At 60.3% G+C, this 15,392-nt stretch carries 14 protein-coding genes; 10 read left to right on the top strand and 4 right to left on the bottom strand.

Annotated elements, in window-relative coordinates; genetic code table 11:
* The first annotated feature begins 65 nt into the window (after positions 1-65).
* On the top strand, positions 66-1,433 hold the full coding sequence (locus tag FGA82_RS11535; protein ID WP_141127181.1) for an NAD(P)-dependent oxidoreductase: 1,368 nt from the start codon (positions 66-68) through the stop codon (positions 1,431-1,433).
* Positions 1,434-2,708, top strand: a complete 1,275-nt coding sequence (gene preA / locus FGA82_RS11530) for an NAD-dependent dihydropyrimidine dehydrogenase subunit PreA (protein WP_141127180.1) — start codon at positions 1,434-1,436, stop codon at positions 2,706-2,708.
* Positions 2,709-3,002: 294 nt separating this feature from the next.
* Here preA and FGA82_RS11525 read toward each other — a convergent pair whose 3' ends face one another.
* Complete coding sequence (locus FGA82_RS11525; RefSeq protein WP_007919317.1) at positions 3,003-3,623, bottom strand: TetR/AcrR family transcriptional regulator; 621 nt, start codon at positions 3,621-3,623, stop codon at positions 3,003-3,005.
* A gap of 139 nt (positions 3,624-3,762) precedes the next feature.
* Between FGA82_RS11525 and copC the strand changes: the two genes are divergently transcribed.
* Both copC and copD read left to right on the top strand, forming a co-directional pair.
* Positions 3,763-4,125: a copper homeostasis periplasmic binding protein CopC gene (copC, locus tag FGA82_RS11520; protein WP_141127179.1), complete on the top strand. Its 363-nt coding sequence runs from the start codon at positions 3,763-3,765 to the stop codon at positions 4,123-4,125.
* A gap of 3 nt (positions 4,126-4,128) precedes the next feature.
* Positions 4,129-4,986, top strand: a complete 858-nt coding sequence (gene copD / locus FGA82_RS11515; protein ID WP_141127178.1) for a copper homeostasis membrane protein CopD — start codon at positions 4,129-4,131, stop codon at positions 4,984-4,986.
* Between the two features lie 121 nt (positions 4,987-5,107).
* On the opposite strand, the gene FGA82_RS11510 is transcribed toward copD, so the two are convergent.
* Together FGA82_RS11510 and FGA82_RS11505 are read right to left on the bottom strand one after the other, a co-directional pair.
* A complete protein-coding gene (locus FGA82_RS11510; protein ID WP_141127177.1) occupies positions 5,108-6,253 on the bottom strand; it encodes an HlyD family secretion protein in 1,146 nt (381 codons plus the stop codon).
* On the bottom strand, positions 6,250-7,905 hold the full coding sequence (locus tag FGA82_RS11505) for an MFS transporter (protein WP_141127176.1): 1,656 nt from the start codon (positions 7,903-7,905) through the stop codon (positions 6,250-6,252). The genes FGA82_RS11510 and FGA82_RS11505 overlap by 4 nt, the downstream gene beginning before the upstream one ends.
* A 314-nt stretch (positions 7,906-8,219) precedes the next feature.
* Here FGA82_RS11505 and FGA82_RS11500 point away from each other — a divergent pair, with 314 nt between their 5' ends.
* The 6 genes from FGA82_RS11500 (at position 8,220) to FGA82_RS11475 (ending at position 14,467) form a co-directional block, all read left to right on the top strand.
* Positions 8,220-9,515: an OprD family porin gene (locus FGA82_RS11500; protein WP_141127175.1), complete on the top strand. Its 1,296-nt coding sequence runs from the start codon at positions 8,220-8,222 to the stop codon at positions 9,513-9,515.
* Between the two features lie 283 nt (positions 9,516-9,798).
* A complete protein-coding gene (locus tag FGA82_RS11495; protein ID WP_141127174.1) occupies positions 9,799-10,623 on the top strand; it encodes an NAD-dependent epimerase/dehydratase family protein in 825 nt (274 codons plus the stop codon).
* 30 nt (positions 10,624-10,653) lie between these two features.
* Complete coding sequence (locus FGA82_RS11490; protein WP_141127173.1) at positions 10,654-11,547, top strand: SMP-30/gluconolactonase/LRE family protein; 894 nt, start codon at positions 10,654-10,656, stop codon at positions 11,545-11,547.
* A 64-nt stretch (positions 11,548-11,611) separates the two neighbouring features.
* Complete coding sequence (locus tag FGA82_RS11485; protein ID WP_095118327.1) at positions 11,612-12,583, top strand: TRAP transporter substrate-binding protein; 972 nt, start codon at positions 11,612-11,614, stop codon at positions 12,581-12,583.
* Positions 12,584-12,659: 76 nt separating this feature from the next.
* On the top strand, positions 12,660-13,187 hold the full coding sequence (locus tag FGA82_RS11480) for a TRAP transporter small permease (protein ID WP_102899272.1): 528 nt from the start codon (positions 12,660-12,662) through the stop codon (positions 13,185-13,187).
* On the top strand, positions 13,187-14,467 hold the full coding sequence (locus tag FGA82_RS11475; RefSeq protein WP_141127172.1) for a TRAP transporter large permease: 1,281 nt from the start codon (positions 13,187-13,189) through the stop codon (positions 14,465-14,467). Before FGA82_RS11480 ends, FGA82_RS11475 begins: the two co-directional genes overlap by 1 nt.
* Positions 14,468-14,583: 116 nt before the next feature.
* Here FGA82_RS11475 and FGA82_RS11470 read toward each other — a convergent pair whose 3' ends face one another.
* Complete coding sequence (locus FGA82_RS11470; protein WP_141127171.1) at positions 14,584-15,384, bottom strand: sulfite exporter TauE/SafE family protein; 801 nt, start codon at positions 15,382-15,384, stop codon at positions 14,584-14,586.
* Positions 15,385-15,392: the final 8 nt, after the last annotated feature.

Raw genomic sequence — 15,392 nt, 5'->3', positions numbered from 1 at the left:
GCAGAGCGTGGGAACGATCTGCCCGACAGAGGCAGAGAACCTCAATAACCGTGAGGCACAAAACCGTGATCGAGACCCTGAACCATCTCCCCCACCCGCACGAAAGCGCGGCCGCCCTCGCCGGGCATTTCACCGATCTGGCGCCGCCGCTCAACGATCGGCAAGCGCATCTGGAAGCCTCGCGCTGCCTGTATTGCTACGACGCACCGTGCGTGAACGCGTGCCCGAGCGAGATCGATATCCCCTCGTTCATCCGCAATATTCACCAGGACAACGTCACCGGTGCCGCGACGAAAATCCTTTCGGCGAACATCCTCGGTGGCAGTTGCGCCCGAGTCTGCCCGACAGAAATCCTCTGCCAGCAAGCCTGCGTGCGCAACAACGCTCAGGAATGCGCACCGGTGCTGATCGGTCTGCTGCAACGCTACGCCGTGGACAACGCACACTTCACCGAACACCCGTTCCAGCGCGCCGCCGCCACCGGCAAACGCATCGCCGTGGTCGGCGCCGGACCGGCCGGTTTGTCCTGCGCCCATCGCAGCGCCATGCACGGTCACGACGTGGTGATTTTCGAAGCGCGGGAGAAGGCTGGCGGTCTCAACGAATACGGGATCGCCAAGTACAAACTGGTCGACGATTACGCGCAAAAGGAACTGGATTTTCTCTTGCAGATTGGCGGCATCGAGATTCGTCACGGGCAGAAGCTTGGCGAGAACCTGACCCTCAGCGAACTGCATCAACAGTTCGACGCGGTATTCCTCGGCCTCGGCCTCAATGCCAGCAAGCAACTCGGCTTGCCCCACGAAGATGCCCCGGGCCTGCTCGCCGCTACCGATTACATCCGCGAACTGCGCCAGGCCGATGACCTCACGCAACTGCCATTGGCCGAACGCTGCATCGTCCTCGGCGCCGGCAACACCGCGATCGACATGGCCGTGCAAATGGCCCGCCTCGGTGCCCGCGATGTGAATCTGGTGTATCGCCGTGGCGCCGCCGACATGGGCGCCACCGGTCACGAACAAGACATCGCCAAAGCCAATCAGGTGCGCCTGCTGACCTGGGCGCAACCGGAAGAGGTGCTGCTCGACGCTCAGGGCCAGGTGCGCGGCATGCGCTTCGCCCGCACCGATCTGGTCGACGGTCGCCTGCAAACCACCGGCGAAACCTTCGAACTGGCCGCTGATGCGATCTTCAAAGCCATCGGCCAGGCCTTCGATAGTAGCGCGCTCGCCGACCCGCTGGCCCGTGAACTCAAGCGTCAGGGCGAACGCATCCAGGTCGACGAAAACCTGCGCACCAGCATCCCCGGCGTGTATGCCGGTGGCGACTGCACCAGCCTCGATCAGGACCTCACCGTGCAAGCCGTGCAGCACGGCAAACGCGCCGCCGAGGCAATCAACGCTCAACTGATGCTTAACGTGGAGGCTGCGTAAATGGCCGATCTGTCGATTGTCTTCGCTGGCATCAAAGCGCCAAATCCGTTCTGGCTGGCCTCCGCGCCGCCGACTGACAAGGCCTACAACGTCGTCCGCGCTTTCGAGGCTGGCTGGGGTGGCGTGGTCTGGAAAACCCTCGGTGAGGACCCGGCGGCGGTCAACGTGTCGTCACGTTACTCGGCGCATTACGGCAACAACCGTGAAGTGCTCGGCATCAATAACATCGAGCTGATCACCGACCGTTCGCTGGAAATCAACCTGCGTGAAATCACTCAGGTGAAAAAGGATTGGCCGGATCGCGCACTGATTGTTTCGCTGATGGTGCCGTGCGTCGAGGAATCGTGGAAACACATTCTGCCGCTGGTCGAAGCCACGGGTGCCGACGGCATCGAGCTGAATTTCGGTTGCCCGCACGGCATGCCAGAGCGCGGTATGGGCGCAGCGGTCGGTCAGGTGCCGGAGTACGTCGAGCAAGTCACGCGCTGGTGCAAAACCTATTGCTCGCTGCCGGTGATCGTCAAACTGACGCCGAACATCACCGACATCCGCGTCGCCGCCCGCGCGGCCCATCGCGGTGGCGCCGATGCGGTGTCGCTGATCAATACGATCAACTCGATCACCAGTGTCGATCTGGAACACATGGTTGCCCTGCCCACTGTCGGCAGCAAAAGCACACATGGCGGTTATTGCGGCTCGGCGGTGAAGCCGATTGCGCTGAACATGGTCGCGGAAATTGCCCGCGACCCGCAGACCCAAGGCTTGCCAATCTGTGGCATTGGCGGCATTGGCAGTTGGCGCGATGCGGCGGAATTCATGGCGTTGGGCAGCGGCGCGGTGCAGGTGTGCACGGCGGCGATGCTGCATGGCTTCCGCATTGTCGAGGAGATGAAGGACGGGCTGTCGCGGTGGATGGACAGTCAGGGTTACGCCAGCATTGCCGAGTTTTCCGGACGAGCGGTGGGCAATACCACGGACTGGAAGTACCTCGACATCAACTATCAGGTGATCGCGAGGATTGATCAGGAAGCGTGCATTGGTTGCGGGCGTTGCCATATTGCTTGTGAGGACACGTCACACCAGGCGATTGGCAGTCTGAAGCAGGCAGACGGCACGCATAAATATGAAGTGATTGATGAGGAGTGTGTGGGTTGTAACTTGTGCCAGATCACTTGCCCGGTGGCGGATTGCATCGAGATGGTGCCGATGGAGACTGGGAAGCCGTTTCTGGACTGGAATCATGATCCGCGCAATCCGTATCACGTTGCGGTCTGAATTGGGGGCTGATCCGGAAAGGCCCTCACCCTAACCCTCTCCCAAAGGGAGAGGGGACTGATTGGGGGATATTCCAGAAATCCACCGACTTGAGCGATTTGCTTTGAATCCATAATCGATACATGCCCAGGCACGGACGGCTAATCGAAACAGGCACAGGCTCGAACGGCTTTTTGAATCCATAGTCGACTGGATTTTTCAGGTCGATGTACCTCACAAGACACCTCGGTCGGCCCCCTCTCCCTCTGGGAGAGGGATGGGCGGGCGGCGTTCCGATGAGGGTCAGCTTCTGCTTCAGGGCTCCAGCCCGATCCCACGCAAGATCACACTGGTCACCGTCTGCACCGCCCGCTCAAACTGCATGTCCGACAGCGGCTGATGCTCATTCAGAATATTCACCTGATGATCAAAGTCAGCATAGTGCTGCGTCGACGCCCAGATCATGTACAGCAAACTCGACGGTTCGACTGGCAAAATCCGCTTGTCCTCGACCCACTGGCGAATCTTCGCTTCCTTCATCTTCGCCCAGTCATACAGGCTGACATCCAGCGCCTCGCCCAACGTTGGCGCACCGTGGATGATTTCGTTGGCCCAGACTTTCGAACCATACGGACGACTGCGCGAGTGGTTCATCTTGGCGCGGATATAACTGCTCAGCACCACGCGCGGGTCGTCGAACATCTCGAAGCACAGCGCGTCCTGTTTCCACACTTCCAGCAGGTCGAACAGCACCGCGCTGTACAACTCGCTCTTGGTGCTGAAGTAGTAATGCAGGTTGGAGCGCGGCAGTTGCACCTCAGCGGCAATGTCGGCCATGGCCGTGCCGCCAAAGCCTTTTTCGGCGAAGACTTTTTCCGCCGCCAGCAGGATTTTCTCGACGTTATTGCGACGAATCTCGATCTTGTGATTGCCCATGAGGGCTCCCTGACAACAGCGTTGCCCAAGACTAGCATCCGCTCTGCTGCGCGGGCGACCGCTGCAAACAAAACTTCGTACTGGCGTCAGCGGATGGCTAAACTGACGCTTCTTCACTCCTGCCCCAGAGGTATTCGCGATGCTGTTCAAGAACGTCCTGACCACCACTGCCCTGCTCGCTTCACTGTTCGCCGCATCTTCCGTATTTGCCCACGCCCACCTGAAAAGCCAGACCCCGGCCGCCGACAGCACCGGCGCCGCGCCGGCCGATTTGCGCCTGACCTTTTCCGAAGGCGTTGAAGGCAGTTTCACCAAAGTCACCGTGACCAAGGATGGCGCGCCGGTCGCAGTCAAAGCGCTGACCACTGAAAACGACAAGAAAACCCTGATCATCACCCCCGCCGCGCCGCTGACTGCTGGCGAGTACAAAGTCGAATGGCACGCGGTGTCGGTCGATACGCACAAGAGCGAAGGCGCCTATCAGTTCAAGGTTGGTCAGTAATTCATGAGTGAAGCGCTGGTGCTGTGCCGCTTTGTGCATTTCATCGTGGTGTTGATGCTGTTCGGGGCCTGGCTGTTCAGGCCGTTGCTGCTCAAGGATGAAGCGCCGCAAGTGGATCGGCACCTGGCGCGACTGGCGCGTTGGCTGGCTGCTGTGGCACTGGTCAGCGGGGTTGTCTGGGCGCTGTTGATCACCGCGAGCATGGCCGGTTCGGCAGCGGCGGCGTTTGATCCGGACACGGTGGCGCTGGTACTGGGCCATACATTTTTTGGCCAGGTGTGGCGTTGGCACCTGCTGATCAATGCTGTGTTGTTGGCGCTGTTGTTTACGCCTTGGCGTTCGAACATGCCGTTGCGACTGGGCTTGAGCGCGTTGCTGCTGGCGACCCTCGCACCGGTCGGGCATGGCGCCATGCTCGATGGTGTGAGCGGGCAATTGCTGATTCTCAACCAGATCGTGCATCTGACCTGCGTGGCCGCGTGGCTTGGCGGACTGTTGCTGCTGGTGCTGATTCTGCGTCAGCCGACGGAGCCGATGCCGGCGATTTTGCGGCGTTTTAGCGGCGTCGGTTATGCGCTGGTTGCGGGGCTGCTGCTCACCGGTTTGATCAACGTGCGCGTGCTGACCGGTCAGTGGTGGCCGACTCCGTTGTTCAGCGGGTTTGCGTTGATTCTGTTGATCAAGGCGCTGATCGTGCTGGGGATGCTTGGGTTGGCGCTGTTCAATCGCTTGCGGATTGAGGATTGCGAACAGCGGATGGGCGCGCTCAGGCGCAGTGTAATGCTGGAGTGGTTACTCGGCATTGGCGCGGTGGCGGCCGTTTCGCTACTCGGCACCCTGCCGCCGATGATCACTGCCTAAAGATCATGGAGATCCAATGTAGGAGTGAGCCTGCTCGCGATAGCGGTGTGTCAGTCAAAATATCCGTAACTGACACACCGCTATCGCGAGCAGGCTCACTCCTGCAGGGGAATTGTGTTGATCAGTGGGGTTGGGTGTCGCCGGCGGCGGTGTCGATACTGACGACAACCGACATCCCCGGCCGCAACCGTTCCTCTTCCTGCTGATCCGCATCAATGGTGATCCGCACCGGCACCCGCTGGGCGATTTTGACAAAGTTGCCCGTGGCGTTATCCGCCTGCAGCAAAGCGAACTCCGAACCTGTCCCCGGGGAAATATGCTGCACATGCCCGGTGAATCTGCGGTGATTGAGCGCATCGACGGTGAAGCGCACCGGTTGCCCGACGCGCACGTTGTCCATCTGGGTTTCCTTCATGTTGGCGATCACCCATTTCTGGTTCGGCACCAACGCCATCAACTGCGCGCCGGAGTTGACGTAGGCGCCGAGGCGCACGCCAATCTGCCCGAGCTGACCGTCACGCGGGGCGACGATGCGAGTGTTCGACAGATCGATCCGCGCCAGTTGCACAGCCGCTTCGGCGCTGGCCACTGCCGCTTCCAGCGAGCCGCGATTGACGATCACCGTTTGCAGATCCTGGCGGGCAATTTCCAGATTGGCCTTGGCCTGCGCCACCCCCGCAACACTTTGCGCATTGGCCGCCAGCGCCACGTCCATCTCACGCTTGGACACCGAACCGTCGCGCACCAATTCCTGATTCCGGCGCAGATCGGCCTCGCTTTTGCGCAATTGCGCTTCGCTGTCGGCCTGCACGGCCTGACGCAATTTGATCGTGGCCTCGGCGCTGTTGCGTTGCTGCACCACGTTGGCCAGCGCGGCTTTCTGCACCGCCAGTTGCGCCAGCGACTGGTCGAGACGTTGCTGATAGATGCGGTCGTCCAGACGCACCAGCAGATCCCCGGCCTTCACGTACTGGAAATCCTGCACCGGTACTTCATAAACATAACCGGCGAGCTGCGGACCAATGATCGTCACTTGCCCACGAATCAGGGCATTTTCAGTGGTCTCGACCGCACTGCTGAACGGCGGCAATTGCCAGGCATAGAGCACGATCAACACACCGACGATGGCAATCGCCGCGAAGCCCATTGAAGAGATGATTCGCACCCGCAGCGAGCGTGGCTCGGTGTTCGGCGATGACGGCGGCGCCACGCCTTCAGGCGTGGCGGCAATGGCATTGGTGGTGGTTGTGGTGGTCGGTTCGGTCATGAAGAAGTGGCACCGCTGGAAGGTGTGGATGGCGCTGGGGCGACGGCTTTGGTGGTGCTCATCAGCCACAGCGCGCGAATGGACAGCCAGATCATGGTCAGCACCGCAATCACGGCGATCAGCATGAACACATCGTTGTAGGCCAGCACGTTAGCCTCACGGGTCGCGGCGTTGGCCAGGCTACGAATGCCCGCAAGGTTGCGCAGGCTCGGGTCGGCCAGCAACGAGCCATACGCCGAGCCGCCGCTCTGCACGCGCGCAGCCACTAAGGGGTCAGACAGCGTCAGGTGCTCAACGATGTGACTGGAATGAAATTTTTCCCGGACGATCTGGAAGGTGCCCAGCAGCGCCGCGCCCAGCAGGCCACCGAGGTTGTTGCAGATCCCGAACAACACGGAAAAGCTCACCAGATTGCGTGGGTTGGTCAGCACGTTGCGTGTACCGAAAACCATGGTCGGGCCAAGGAAAAACGTACTGCCGAACGCCAGCAGGAACTGACTGAAGTAGAGGTTTTCCGGGCGGGTCAGGTTGTTGGAAAAGCTGTCCATCACCGACCCGGTGGCCATCAGACCCAGCGAGATGATCAACGGCATCAGCAGGTGTTTGGGGTCGATGGTCAGCGCGCTGGTCAACAATCCCGCGACACTGCCGATCAGCATCACCACGTAGAGGCTGTGCAGTTGCTCGTAGCCCATGTTCAGGTTCTGCATGAAACCCACCGCACCGGTGGATTGCTCCGAGGTGACCATGCGAATCAGGGTCACCGCCAGCGCCAGGCGGATCATCGTCCCGCTGCCCAGCCAACGGGTCATCAGCAGCGGGTTACTGCGATTATGTTCGATGGCCAGACCGGTGAGGATCAGCGCGATGGACGCGGCCAAGGCGACGCCAATCCAGTCCGCCTCCAGCCACCAGTCGATCCGCCCGAGCGACAACACCGCGCACAACAACGCCACGCCCGTGGCGAGAATGGCAAAGGTCAGGAAATCGAGTTTTTCAAAGGTCTTGAAACGGTCACCGGGCGGCAACTTGAGCATCAATACGCAACCCAGCGACAGCAGCGCCATGCCCAATTCGAACAGGTACAAGCCGCGCCATTCGGCGATCTGCAGCAGATCTTCGGAGAATAATCGCGCCAGTGGCAAGGCCAGTTGCGAGGTGCCGAGACCGAGTACCAGCGCCTTCATCCGCCACTTCGCCGGGAACGCCTGAACCATGTAATACAGGCCCAGCGAACTCAGTGCCGCGCCGACCATGCCGTGCGCTGCACGCACCGCCACGGCAGAGTTCAGGTCGTTGACGAACAAGTGGCCGAAGGTCACCAGCGCATACAGCACCAGAAACACCTCGGTGAACGCGCGCAAACCGAACTGCTGGCGAAACTTCACCAGCAGCAGGTTCATCGACACGTTGGTCATCACGTACGCCGCCGGTAACCAGGCCATTTCCGCCGTGGTCGCACCGAGTGCGCCTTGCAGATAAGTCAGGTTGGCCACCACCAGCGAGTTGCCCAAACCACCGGTCACCGCCACTAGCAAACCGACCAGCGCATAGGCCAGGCGCTTGGGGTTGGAGTGCAAAGGCGTCGAGGGGGAACCGGGCAGACTGGGCTTTTCGTGCGGTTGCCAGTTGCGCGGGGCGTATTGATCCATTGCAAGGCCTTGTGCGGAAGGTGAGTGAAGTTTGCCGCAAATTCACTGGCAACACACATCCCATGGACAACACAAATCTTTGTAGGAGCTGTCGAGTGAAACGAGGCTGCGATCTTTTGATCCTGTTTTTTAAAAAGCCAGATCAAAAGATCGCAGCGTGCCGCAGCTCCTACAAAGTGATCTGCGTCGCGACGGCAAGTCATCGTATAACTTGCTGTTGACATTCCCGGAAAACCGAGGAAATATCCGCAACCATGTTGTACGACGACGTATAACAAATAATAAAAACAACAAACGAAACAGGGAGCGTCACAGTGAGCACACTCGTCTGCAATTCCGTCCGCCCTTCCCGTCTTTCCGTCACCCGCCCGCGTACCGCTTTAAGTCTGATCGGCTGCAGCAGCCTCGCCCTTGCCATGCCGATGAGCGCCGATGCCGAAGGTTTCCTCGAAGACAGCAAAGCCACGCTGAACCTGCGCAACGCCTACTTCAACCGCAACTTCGTCAACCCGGCCAACCCGCAGGGCAAGGCTGAAGAGTGGACGCAAAACTTCATCCTCGACGCCAAATCCGGCTTCACTCAGGGCACCGTCGGTTTCGGCCTCGATGTGCTGGGGATGTATTCGCAGAAGCTCGATGGCGGCAAAGGCACGGGCGGCACGCAGCTGTTGCCGATCCACGATGACGGGCGCCCGGCGGACAATTTCGGACGCCTCGGCGTAGCGCTGAAAGCCAAGGTATCGAAGACCGAATTGAAGGTCGGCGAATGGATGCCGGTGCTGCCAATCCTGCGTTCCGACGATGGCCGCTCGCTGCCGCAGACCTTTCGCGGCGGCCAGATCACCTCCACCGAGATCAATGGCCTGACTGTCTACGGCGGCCAGTTCCGCGGCAACAGCCCGCGCAATGACGCGAGCATGGAAGACATGTCGATGAACGGCCGCGGCGCGTTCACCTCCGACCGCTTCAACTTCGGCGGCGGCGAATACACCTTCAACGACAAGCGCACGCTGGTCGGTGTGTGGTACGCCGAACTCAGCGACATCTACCAGCAGCAGTATTTCAACCTCAGCCATAGTCAGCCGCTGGGCGACTGGACGCTGGGCGCCAACCTCGGTTTCTTCACCGGCAAGGAAGACGGCAGCGCCCAGGCCGGCGACCTCGAAAACAAGACCGCGTTCGCTCTGCTTTCGGCCAAATACGGTGGCAACACGTTCTATGTCGGCCTGCAAAAACTCAGCGGCGACGACGCATGGATGCGGGTCAACGGCACCAGCGGCGGCACCCTCGCCAACGACAGTTACAACGCCAGTTATGACAACGCCAAGGAACGCTCCTGGCAGTTGCGCCACGACTACAACTTCGTCGCCCTCGGCGTTCCCGGCCTGACCCTGATGAACCGCTACATCAGCGGCGACAACGTGCACACCGGGACGATCACTGACGGCAAGGAATGGGGCCGTGAGTCGGAGCTGGCCTACACCGTGCAGAGCGGGCCACTGAAAAATCTCAACGTGAAATGGCGTAACGCGACGATACGCCGGGACTTCAGCACCAACGAGTTTGACGAGAACCGGATCTTTATCAGTTATCCGATTTCGTTGTTGTAAAGCCAGTCGCCACACCGAGTTTCCCTGTGGGAGCGAGCTTGCTCGCGAATGCGTTGAGTCAGTCAATTCATCTTTCAATGACGCACCGCTTTCGCGAGCAAGCTCGCTCCCACAGTGGAGTTGCATTACCAAACAGGCAATTGTGGTGATTGAAGACTGGGCTAGGCCTTCCGTCATCTACACCAAAAGTCGCGTTGACAAGTTCCGGAAACCCTACCGATACTTCAGCGCAGTCATACGACAACCTACAACAAACCTAATAACAAACGTGTAAGGGATTGCCATGACATCTACCTCTACTCCCCGCGCCCCGTTCAACCGTCTCCTGCTGACCGGCGCTGCCGGTGGCCTGGGCAAAGTCCTGCGCGAACGTATGCGCCCTTATGCCAATGTCCTGCGTCTGTCGGACATCGCTGCCCTCGCCCCGGCCGTCGATGATCGCGAAGAAATCGTGGTCTGCGACCTCGCCGACAAAAACGCCGTGCATCAACTGGTCGAAGGCGTCGATGCGATCCTGCATTTTGGCGGCGTCTCCGTCGAGCGACCGTTCGAAGAAATTCTCGGCGCCAACATCTGCGGTGTGTTTCACATCTACGAAGCCGCGCGCCGGCATGGCGTGAAACGGGTGATCTTCGCCAGTTCCAACCACGTCATCGGCTTCTACAAACAGGACGAACCGCTCGACGCCAGCTCCGCTCGACGCCCCGACGGCTACTACGGTTTGTCCAAGTCCTACGGCGAAGACATGGCCAGTTTCTACTTCGATCGCTACGGCATCGAGACCGTCAGCATCCGCATCGGCTCCTCGTTCCCCGAACCGCAAAACCGTCGAATGATGCACACCTGGCTGAGCTTCGACGACCTCACGCAATTGCTCGAACGCGCGCTGTACACGCCGAACGTCGGCCACACCGTGGTCTACGGCATGTCCGCCAACAAGGACGTCTGGTGGGACAACCGCTTCGCCAGTCATCTCGGCTTCGAGGCCAAGGACAGCTCCGAAGTGTTCCGCGAAAAAGTCGAGGCGCAGCCAATGCCTGCCGCCGATGACCCGGCGCGGATCTATCAGGGCGGCGCGTTTGTCGCGGCCGGACCGTTCGGCGACTGATCACTCTGATAACGACACAAGGGATTGAGTATGCAAGCCGAATTGATCGTCGATGCCCGCAACGCTGTGGGCGAAAGCCCGGTCTGGGTGGCAGAGGAAAACGCGCTGTACTGGGTCGATATTCCCAACGGCGGCCTGCAACGTTGGAGCGCTGACACCGGCCATGTGCATGCCTGGAAAACCCCGGAGATGCTCGCCTGCATCGCCCGCCACAGCCGTGGCGGCTGGGTCGCAGGGATGGAAAGCGGCTTCTTTCATTTGCACCCGCACAGTGACGGCAGCCTCGACAGCGAGCGACTTGCCAGCGTCGAGCACGGCCGCAAAGACATGCGCCTCAACGATGGTCGCTGCGACCGTCAGGGCCGCTTCTGGGCCGGCAGCATGGTGTTGAACATGGGCCTGAACGCAGCCGAAGGCCGGCTCTATCGCTACGGCGCCGGAGCGTCTGGCGTGATCGAGGCGCAACTCGACGGCTTCATAGTGCCCAACGGCCTCGGCTTCAGCCCCGACGGCAAAACGATGTACCTGTCCGATTCGCACCCCGACGTGCAACTGATCTGGGCGTTCGATTACGACACCGATACCGGCACACCGTCGAACCGACGCGTCTTCGTCGACATGAACCACTTCCCCGGCCGGCCCGATGGCGCTGCTGTGGACGCCGAAGGTTTCTACTGGATCTGCGCCAACGACGCCGGCCTGATCCACCGCTTCGCGCCGAACGGCCGACTCGACTTCTCACTGGCCGTGCCGGTGAAAAAACCGACCATGTGCGCCTTCGGCGGCAGCCGGATGGACACCTTGTTCGTGACCTCGATTCGCCCCGGTGACGACCACGATCCGCAGTCCCTCGCCGGTGGCGTGTTCGCCCTGAACCTCAACCTCAAAGGTTTGCCGGAACCGCAGTTCAACGATTCGCTGTAACACCCGCCTCTGCTGCACCGCTGTGCCTTGAACACAAAAATAACAAGACTGGAGACTCACCCCCATGAACTTCAAACGCACCTTGCTGGCCGCTGCACTCCCGCTGATGTTTACCTTCACTGGCGCCGCTCAGGCACTGCAACTCAAATTCGCGGACATTCACCCCGCCGGTTATCCAACCGTGGTGGCCGAAGAAAACATGGGCAAGACTCTGACCAAGGAGACCAACGGCGAACTGACCTTCCAATATTTCCCCGGCGGTGTGCTGGGCTCCGAAAAGGAAGTCATCGAGCAAATGCAAGTCGGCGCCGTACAGCTGTCTCGCGTCAGCCTGGGTATCGTCGGCCCCGTGGTCCCGGACGTGAACGTGTTCAACATGCCGTTCATCTTCCGCGATCACCAACACATGCGTAACGTCATCGACGGCGCAGTGGGCGACGAGATCCTCGACAAAATCACCAACTCCGAGTTCGGCCTGGTGGCCCTGGCCTGGATGGACGGCGGCACGCGCAACGTCTACACCAAGAAACCGGTACGCAAGCTCGAAGACCTCAAGGGTATGAAAATCCGCGTGCAAGGCAACCCGATGTTCATCGACATGATGAACGCCATGGGCGGCAACGGTATCGCCATGGACACCGGCGAGATCTTCAGTGCCCTGCAGACCGGCGTGATCGACGGCGCGGAAAACAACCCGCCAACCCTGCTCGAACACAACCACTTCCAGAATGCGAAGTACTACAGCCTCACGGGTCACCTGATCCTGCCAGAGCCGATCGTGATGTCGAAAATCACCTGGGAAAAACTGACGCCGGATCAACAGGCGCTGGTCAAGACAGCCGCCAAGGCTGCCCAGGCCGAAGAGCGTGTGCTGTGGGACAAGAAGTCCGCTGCCAGTGAAGAAAAACTCAAGGCCGCCGGCGTCGAATTCATCGAGGTCGACAAGAAACCCTTCTACGACGCCACCGCACCGGTGCGGGAAAAGTACGGCGCGAAGTACGCCGACCTGATCAAGAAAATCGAAGCCGTTCAGTAACGCCTCCCGCTCCGTCCTCATGAACAAGGCCCGGTGCGCCCGATGACTGCGGCGCGCCCGGTTACGGTGGAACCCGATGAAGAATCTACTGCTGCGTATCAACGACAAGATCTACATGACGTGCATCTGGGTCGCCGGCCTTTCCGTCCTGGCGATTTCCCTGATGATTCCCTGGGGCGTGTTCGCCCGCTACGTGCTGGGTACCGGTTCGAGCTGGCCCGAGCCCACAGCGATCCTGCTGATGATGGTGTTTACCTTCATCGGCGCCGCCGCCAGTTACCGCGCCGGCGCGCACATGGCCGTGGCCATGCTCACCGATCGCATGCCGCCGCACGTGCGATCCGCAGCGGCGATTTTTTCCCAGCTGCTCATGGCGGCGATCTGCATCTTCATGACGATCTGGGGCGCCAAGCTGTGCATGTCCACCTGGAACCAGTTCATGGCGGCCCTGCCCGATCTGCGCGTTGGCGTGACCTATTTGCCGATTCCCGTGGGCGGCTTGCTGACGCTGATTTTCGTGCTGGAAAAACTCTTGCTCGGTGACCAGAGCAAACGGCGGGTCGTGCAGTTCGACCTGGTTGAAGAAAGTGAAGGTGCCGCTTAATGGACGCTCTGATACTGCTGGGCAGTTTTATCGCTTTGATCCTGATCGGCATGCCGGTCGCCTACGCGCTCGGCGCGGCCGCGCTGATCGGTGCATGGTGGATCGACATTCCGTTCCAGGCGGTGATGATTCAGGTCGCTTCGGGGGTGAACAAATTCTCGCTGCTGGCCATTCCGTTCTTCGTGCTGGCCGGTGCGATCATGGCCGAGGGCGGCATGTCCCGCCGATTGGTGGCGTGTGCCGGGGTGCTGGTGGGGTTTGTCCGCGGTGGCCTGTCACTGGTCAACATTGTCGCCTCGACCTTTTTCGGCGCGATCTCCGGTTCGTCGGTGGCCGACACCGCGTCGGTGGGTTCGGTGCTGATTCCGGAAATGGAACGCAAGGGCTATCCACGGGACTTCTCCACCGCCGTGACTGTCAGCGGTTCGGTGCAAGCCCTGCTGACCCCGCCCAGCCACAACTCGGTGCTTTACTCGCTGGCCGCCGGTGGCACGGTTTCGATTGCCTCGCTGTTCATGGCGGGCATCGTGCCGGGCTTGCTGATGAGCGCCTGCCTGATGGTGCTGTGTCTGATTTTCGCGAGAAAACGCAACTATCCAAAGGGTGAAGTGATCCCGATGCGCCAGGCGTTGAAAATCGTCGGCGAAGCCCTCTGGGGCCTGATGGCGATGGTGATCATCCTCGGCGGCATCCTGTCCGGCATCTTCACCGCTACCGAATCGGCGGCCATCGCCGTGCTCTGGTCGTTCTTCGTCACCATGTTCATCTACCGCGACTACAAGTGGAGCGAACTGCCGAAACTGATGCACCGCACGGTGCGGACGATTTCGATCGTGATGATCCTGATCGGTTTCGCGGCGAGCTTCGGCTACATCATGACCCTGATGCAAATTCCGGCGAAGATCACCACGGCGTTTCTGACCCTGTCGGACAACCGCTACGTGATCCTGATGTGCATCAACGTCATGCTGCTGTTGCTCGGCACGGTGATGGACATGGCGCCGCTGATCCTGATCCTCACGCCAATCCTGATGCCGGTGATTCTCGGCATCGGCGTCGATCCGGTGCAGTTCGGCATGATCATGCTGGTGAACCTCGGGATCGGATTGATAACGCCGCCGGTGGGTGCGGTGCTGTTTGTCGGTTCGGCGGTGGGCAAGGTCAGTATCGAGAGCACCGTGAAGGCGCTGCTGCCGTTCTATGCCGTGCTGTTCCTGGTGTTGATGTTGGTGACTTACGTGCCGGCACTTTCGCTGTGGTTGCCGCACTTGGTGTTGTAACAACCTGAAAGATCGCAGCCTCGTTTCACTCGACAGCTCCTACAGGGAAACGCAATCCCTGTAGGAGCTGCCGAAGGCTCGGGCCGCGATCGGACGATCTTTTGATCTTCCAATACTCAAGCCCGCAACAACATATACCCCGCCACCACCAGACAGACACTGGCAAACCCCACCTGCAACGCCCTCGCCGGCACCCGCGCGCAGAGCTTGCGCCCGATGATCATGCCGACAACGCTGGCCACGATAAACGCCCCACCCTGCCCGTCAATCCGCACACCGGCGTGAAACGAGCCGATCACCCCGATTGCCGAAATCAGACTGATCACCATCAACGACGTAGCAACAATCCCGCGCATCTGCACATCGGTCAGTTGCTTGAACGCCGGCACAATCAAAAACCCGCCACCCACACCGAGCAAACCGGACACCACGCCGGTAATTGCGCCTAACGCTGCCAACGTTGCGGTACATTTCGCCGTCCAGTCGAAGCGCCCGGTTTCTTCATTGAGCATGCAATTCTTCTGACCCCAACTGGCGTGACCGTGATCGCTCGGCCCCTCCTGCTGACGCTCGCGGCGCAGCATGCGCCAGGCCACCATGACCATCAGCAGACTGAACAGAATCATCAGGATTTTCTCCGGCAACTGATGCGCGAAGTAGATCCCCAACGGCGAAAACACTGCGCCCAATGCCGCAATCAACAGCGCCGCACGATAGCGCACCAGGCCATGACGCAAACCATCGATAGCGCCGACCGCCGCCGCACTGCCGACCGCAAACAACGCCACTGGCGCTGCCTGCGTCATCGTCCAGCCCAACCCGAGCACCAGCGCCGGCACCGCAAGAATGCCGCCGCCGGCCCCGGTCAAGCCGAGGACCAACCCCATCACCACGCCAAACAGACTTGCCAGCAACATAGGGTTTT

It is taken from the genome of Pseudomonas fluorescens (assembly GCF_005938625.1).
Lineage (GTDB): Bacteria > Pseudomonadota > Gammaproteobacteria > Pseudomonadales > Pseudomonadaceae > Aquipseudomonas > Aquipseudomonas fluorescens_BD.
Note: the sequence above shows the minus strand (reverse complement) of the source record. Positions and strands in the feature narration are given on the sequence as shown.

Bases quoted from the DNA above. Each gene is read 5' to 3' on its own strand.
- FGA82_RS11495 (WP_141127174.1), top strand. From the start codon at position 9,799: ATGACATCTACCTCTACTCCCCGCGCCCCGTTCAACCGTCTCCTGCTG.
- FGA82_RS11475 (WP_141127172.1), top strand. From the start codon at position 13,187: ATGGACGCTCTGATACTGCTGGGCAGTTTTATCGCTTTGATCCTGATC.
- copD (WP_141127178.1), top strand. From the start codon at position 4,129: ATGAGTGAAGCGCTGGTGCTGTGCCGCTTTGTGCATTTCATCGTGGTG.
- preA (WP_141127180.1), top strand. From the start codon at position 1,434: ATGGCCGATCTGTCGATTGTCTTCGCTGGCATCAAAGCGCCAAATCCG.
- FGA82_RS11480 (WP_102899272.1), top strand. From the start codon at position 12,660: ATGAAGAATCTACTGCTGCGTATCAACGACAAGATCTACATGACGTGC.
- FGA82_RS11525 (WP_007919317.1), bottom strand. From the start codon at position 3,623: ATGGGCAATCACAAGATCGAGATTCGTCGCAATAACGTCGAGAAAATC.
- FGA82_RS11485 (WP_095118327.1), top strand. From the start codon at position 11,612: ATGAACTTCAAACGCACCTTGCTGGCCGCTGCACTCCCGCTGATGTTT.
- FGA82_RS11510 (WP_141127177.1), bottom strand. From the start codon at position 6,253: ATGACCGAACCGACCACCACAACCACCACCAATGCCATTGCCGCCACG.
- copC (WP_141127179.1), top strand. From the start codon at position 3,763: ATGCTGTTCAAGAACGTCCTGACCACCACTGCCCTGCTCGCTTCACTG.
- FGA82_RS11505 (WP_141127176.1), bottom strand. From the start codon at position 7,905: ATGGATCAATACGCCCCGCGCAACTGGCAACCGCACGAAAAGCCCAGT.
- FGA82_RS11470 (WP_141127171.1), bottom strand. From the start codon at position 15,384: ATGTTGCTGGCAAGTCTGTTTGGCGTGGTGATGGGGTTGGTCCTCGGC.
- FGA82_RS11490 (WP_141127173.1), top strand. From the start codon at position 10,654: ATGCAAGCCGAATTGATCGTCGATGCCCGCAACGCTGTGGGCGAAAGC.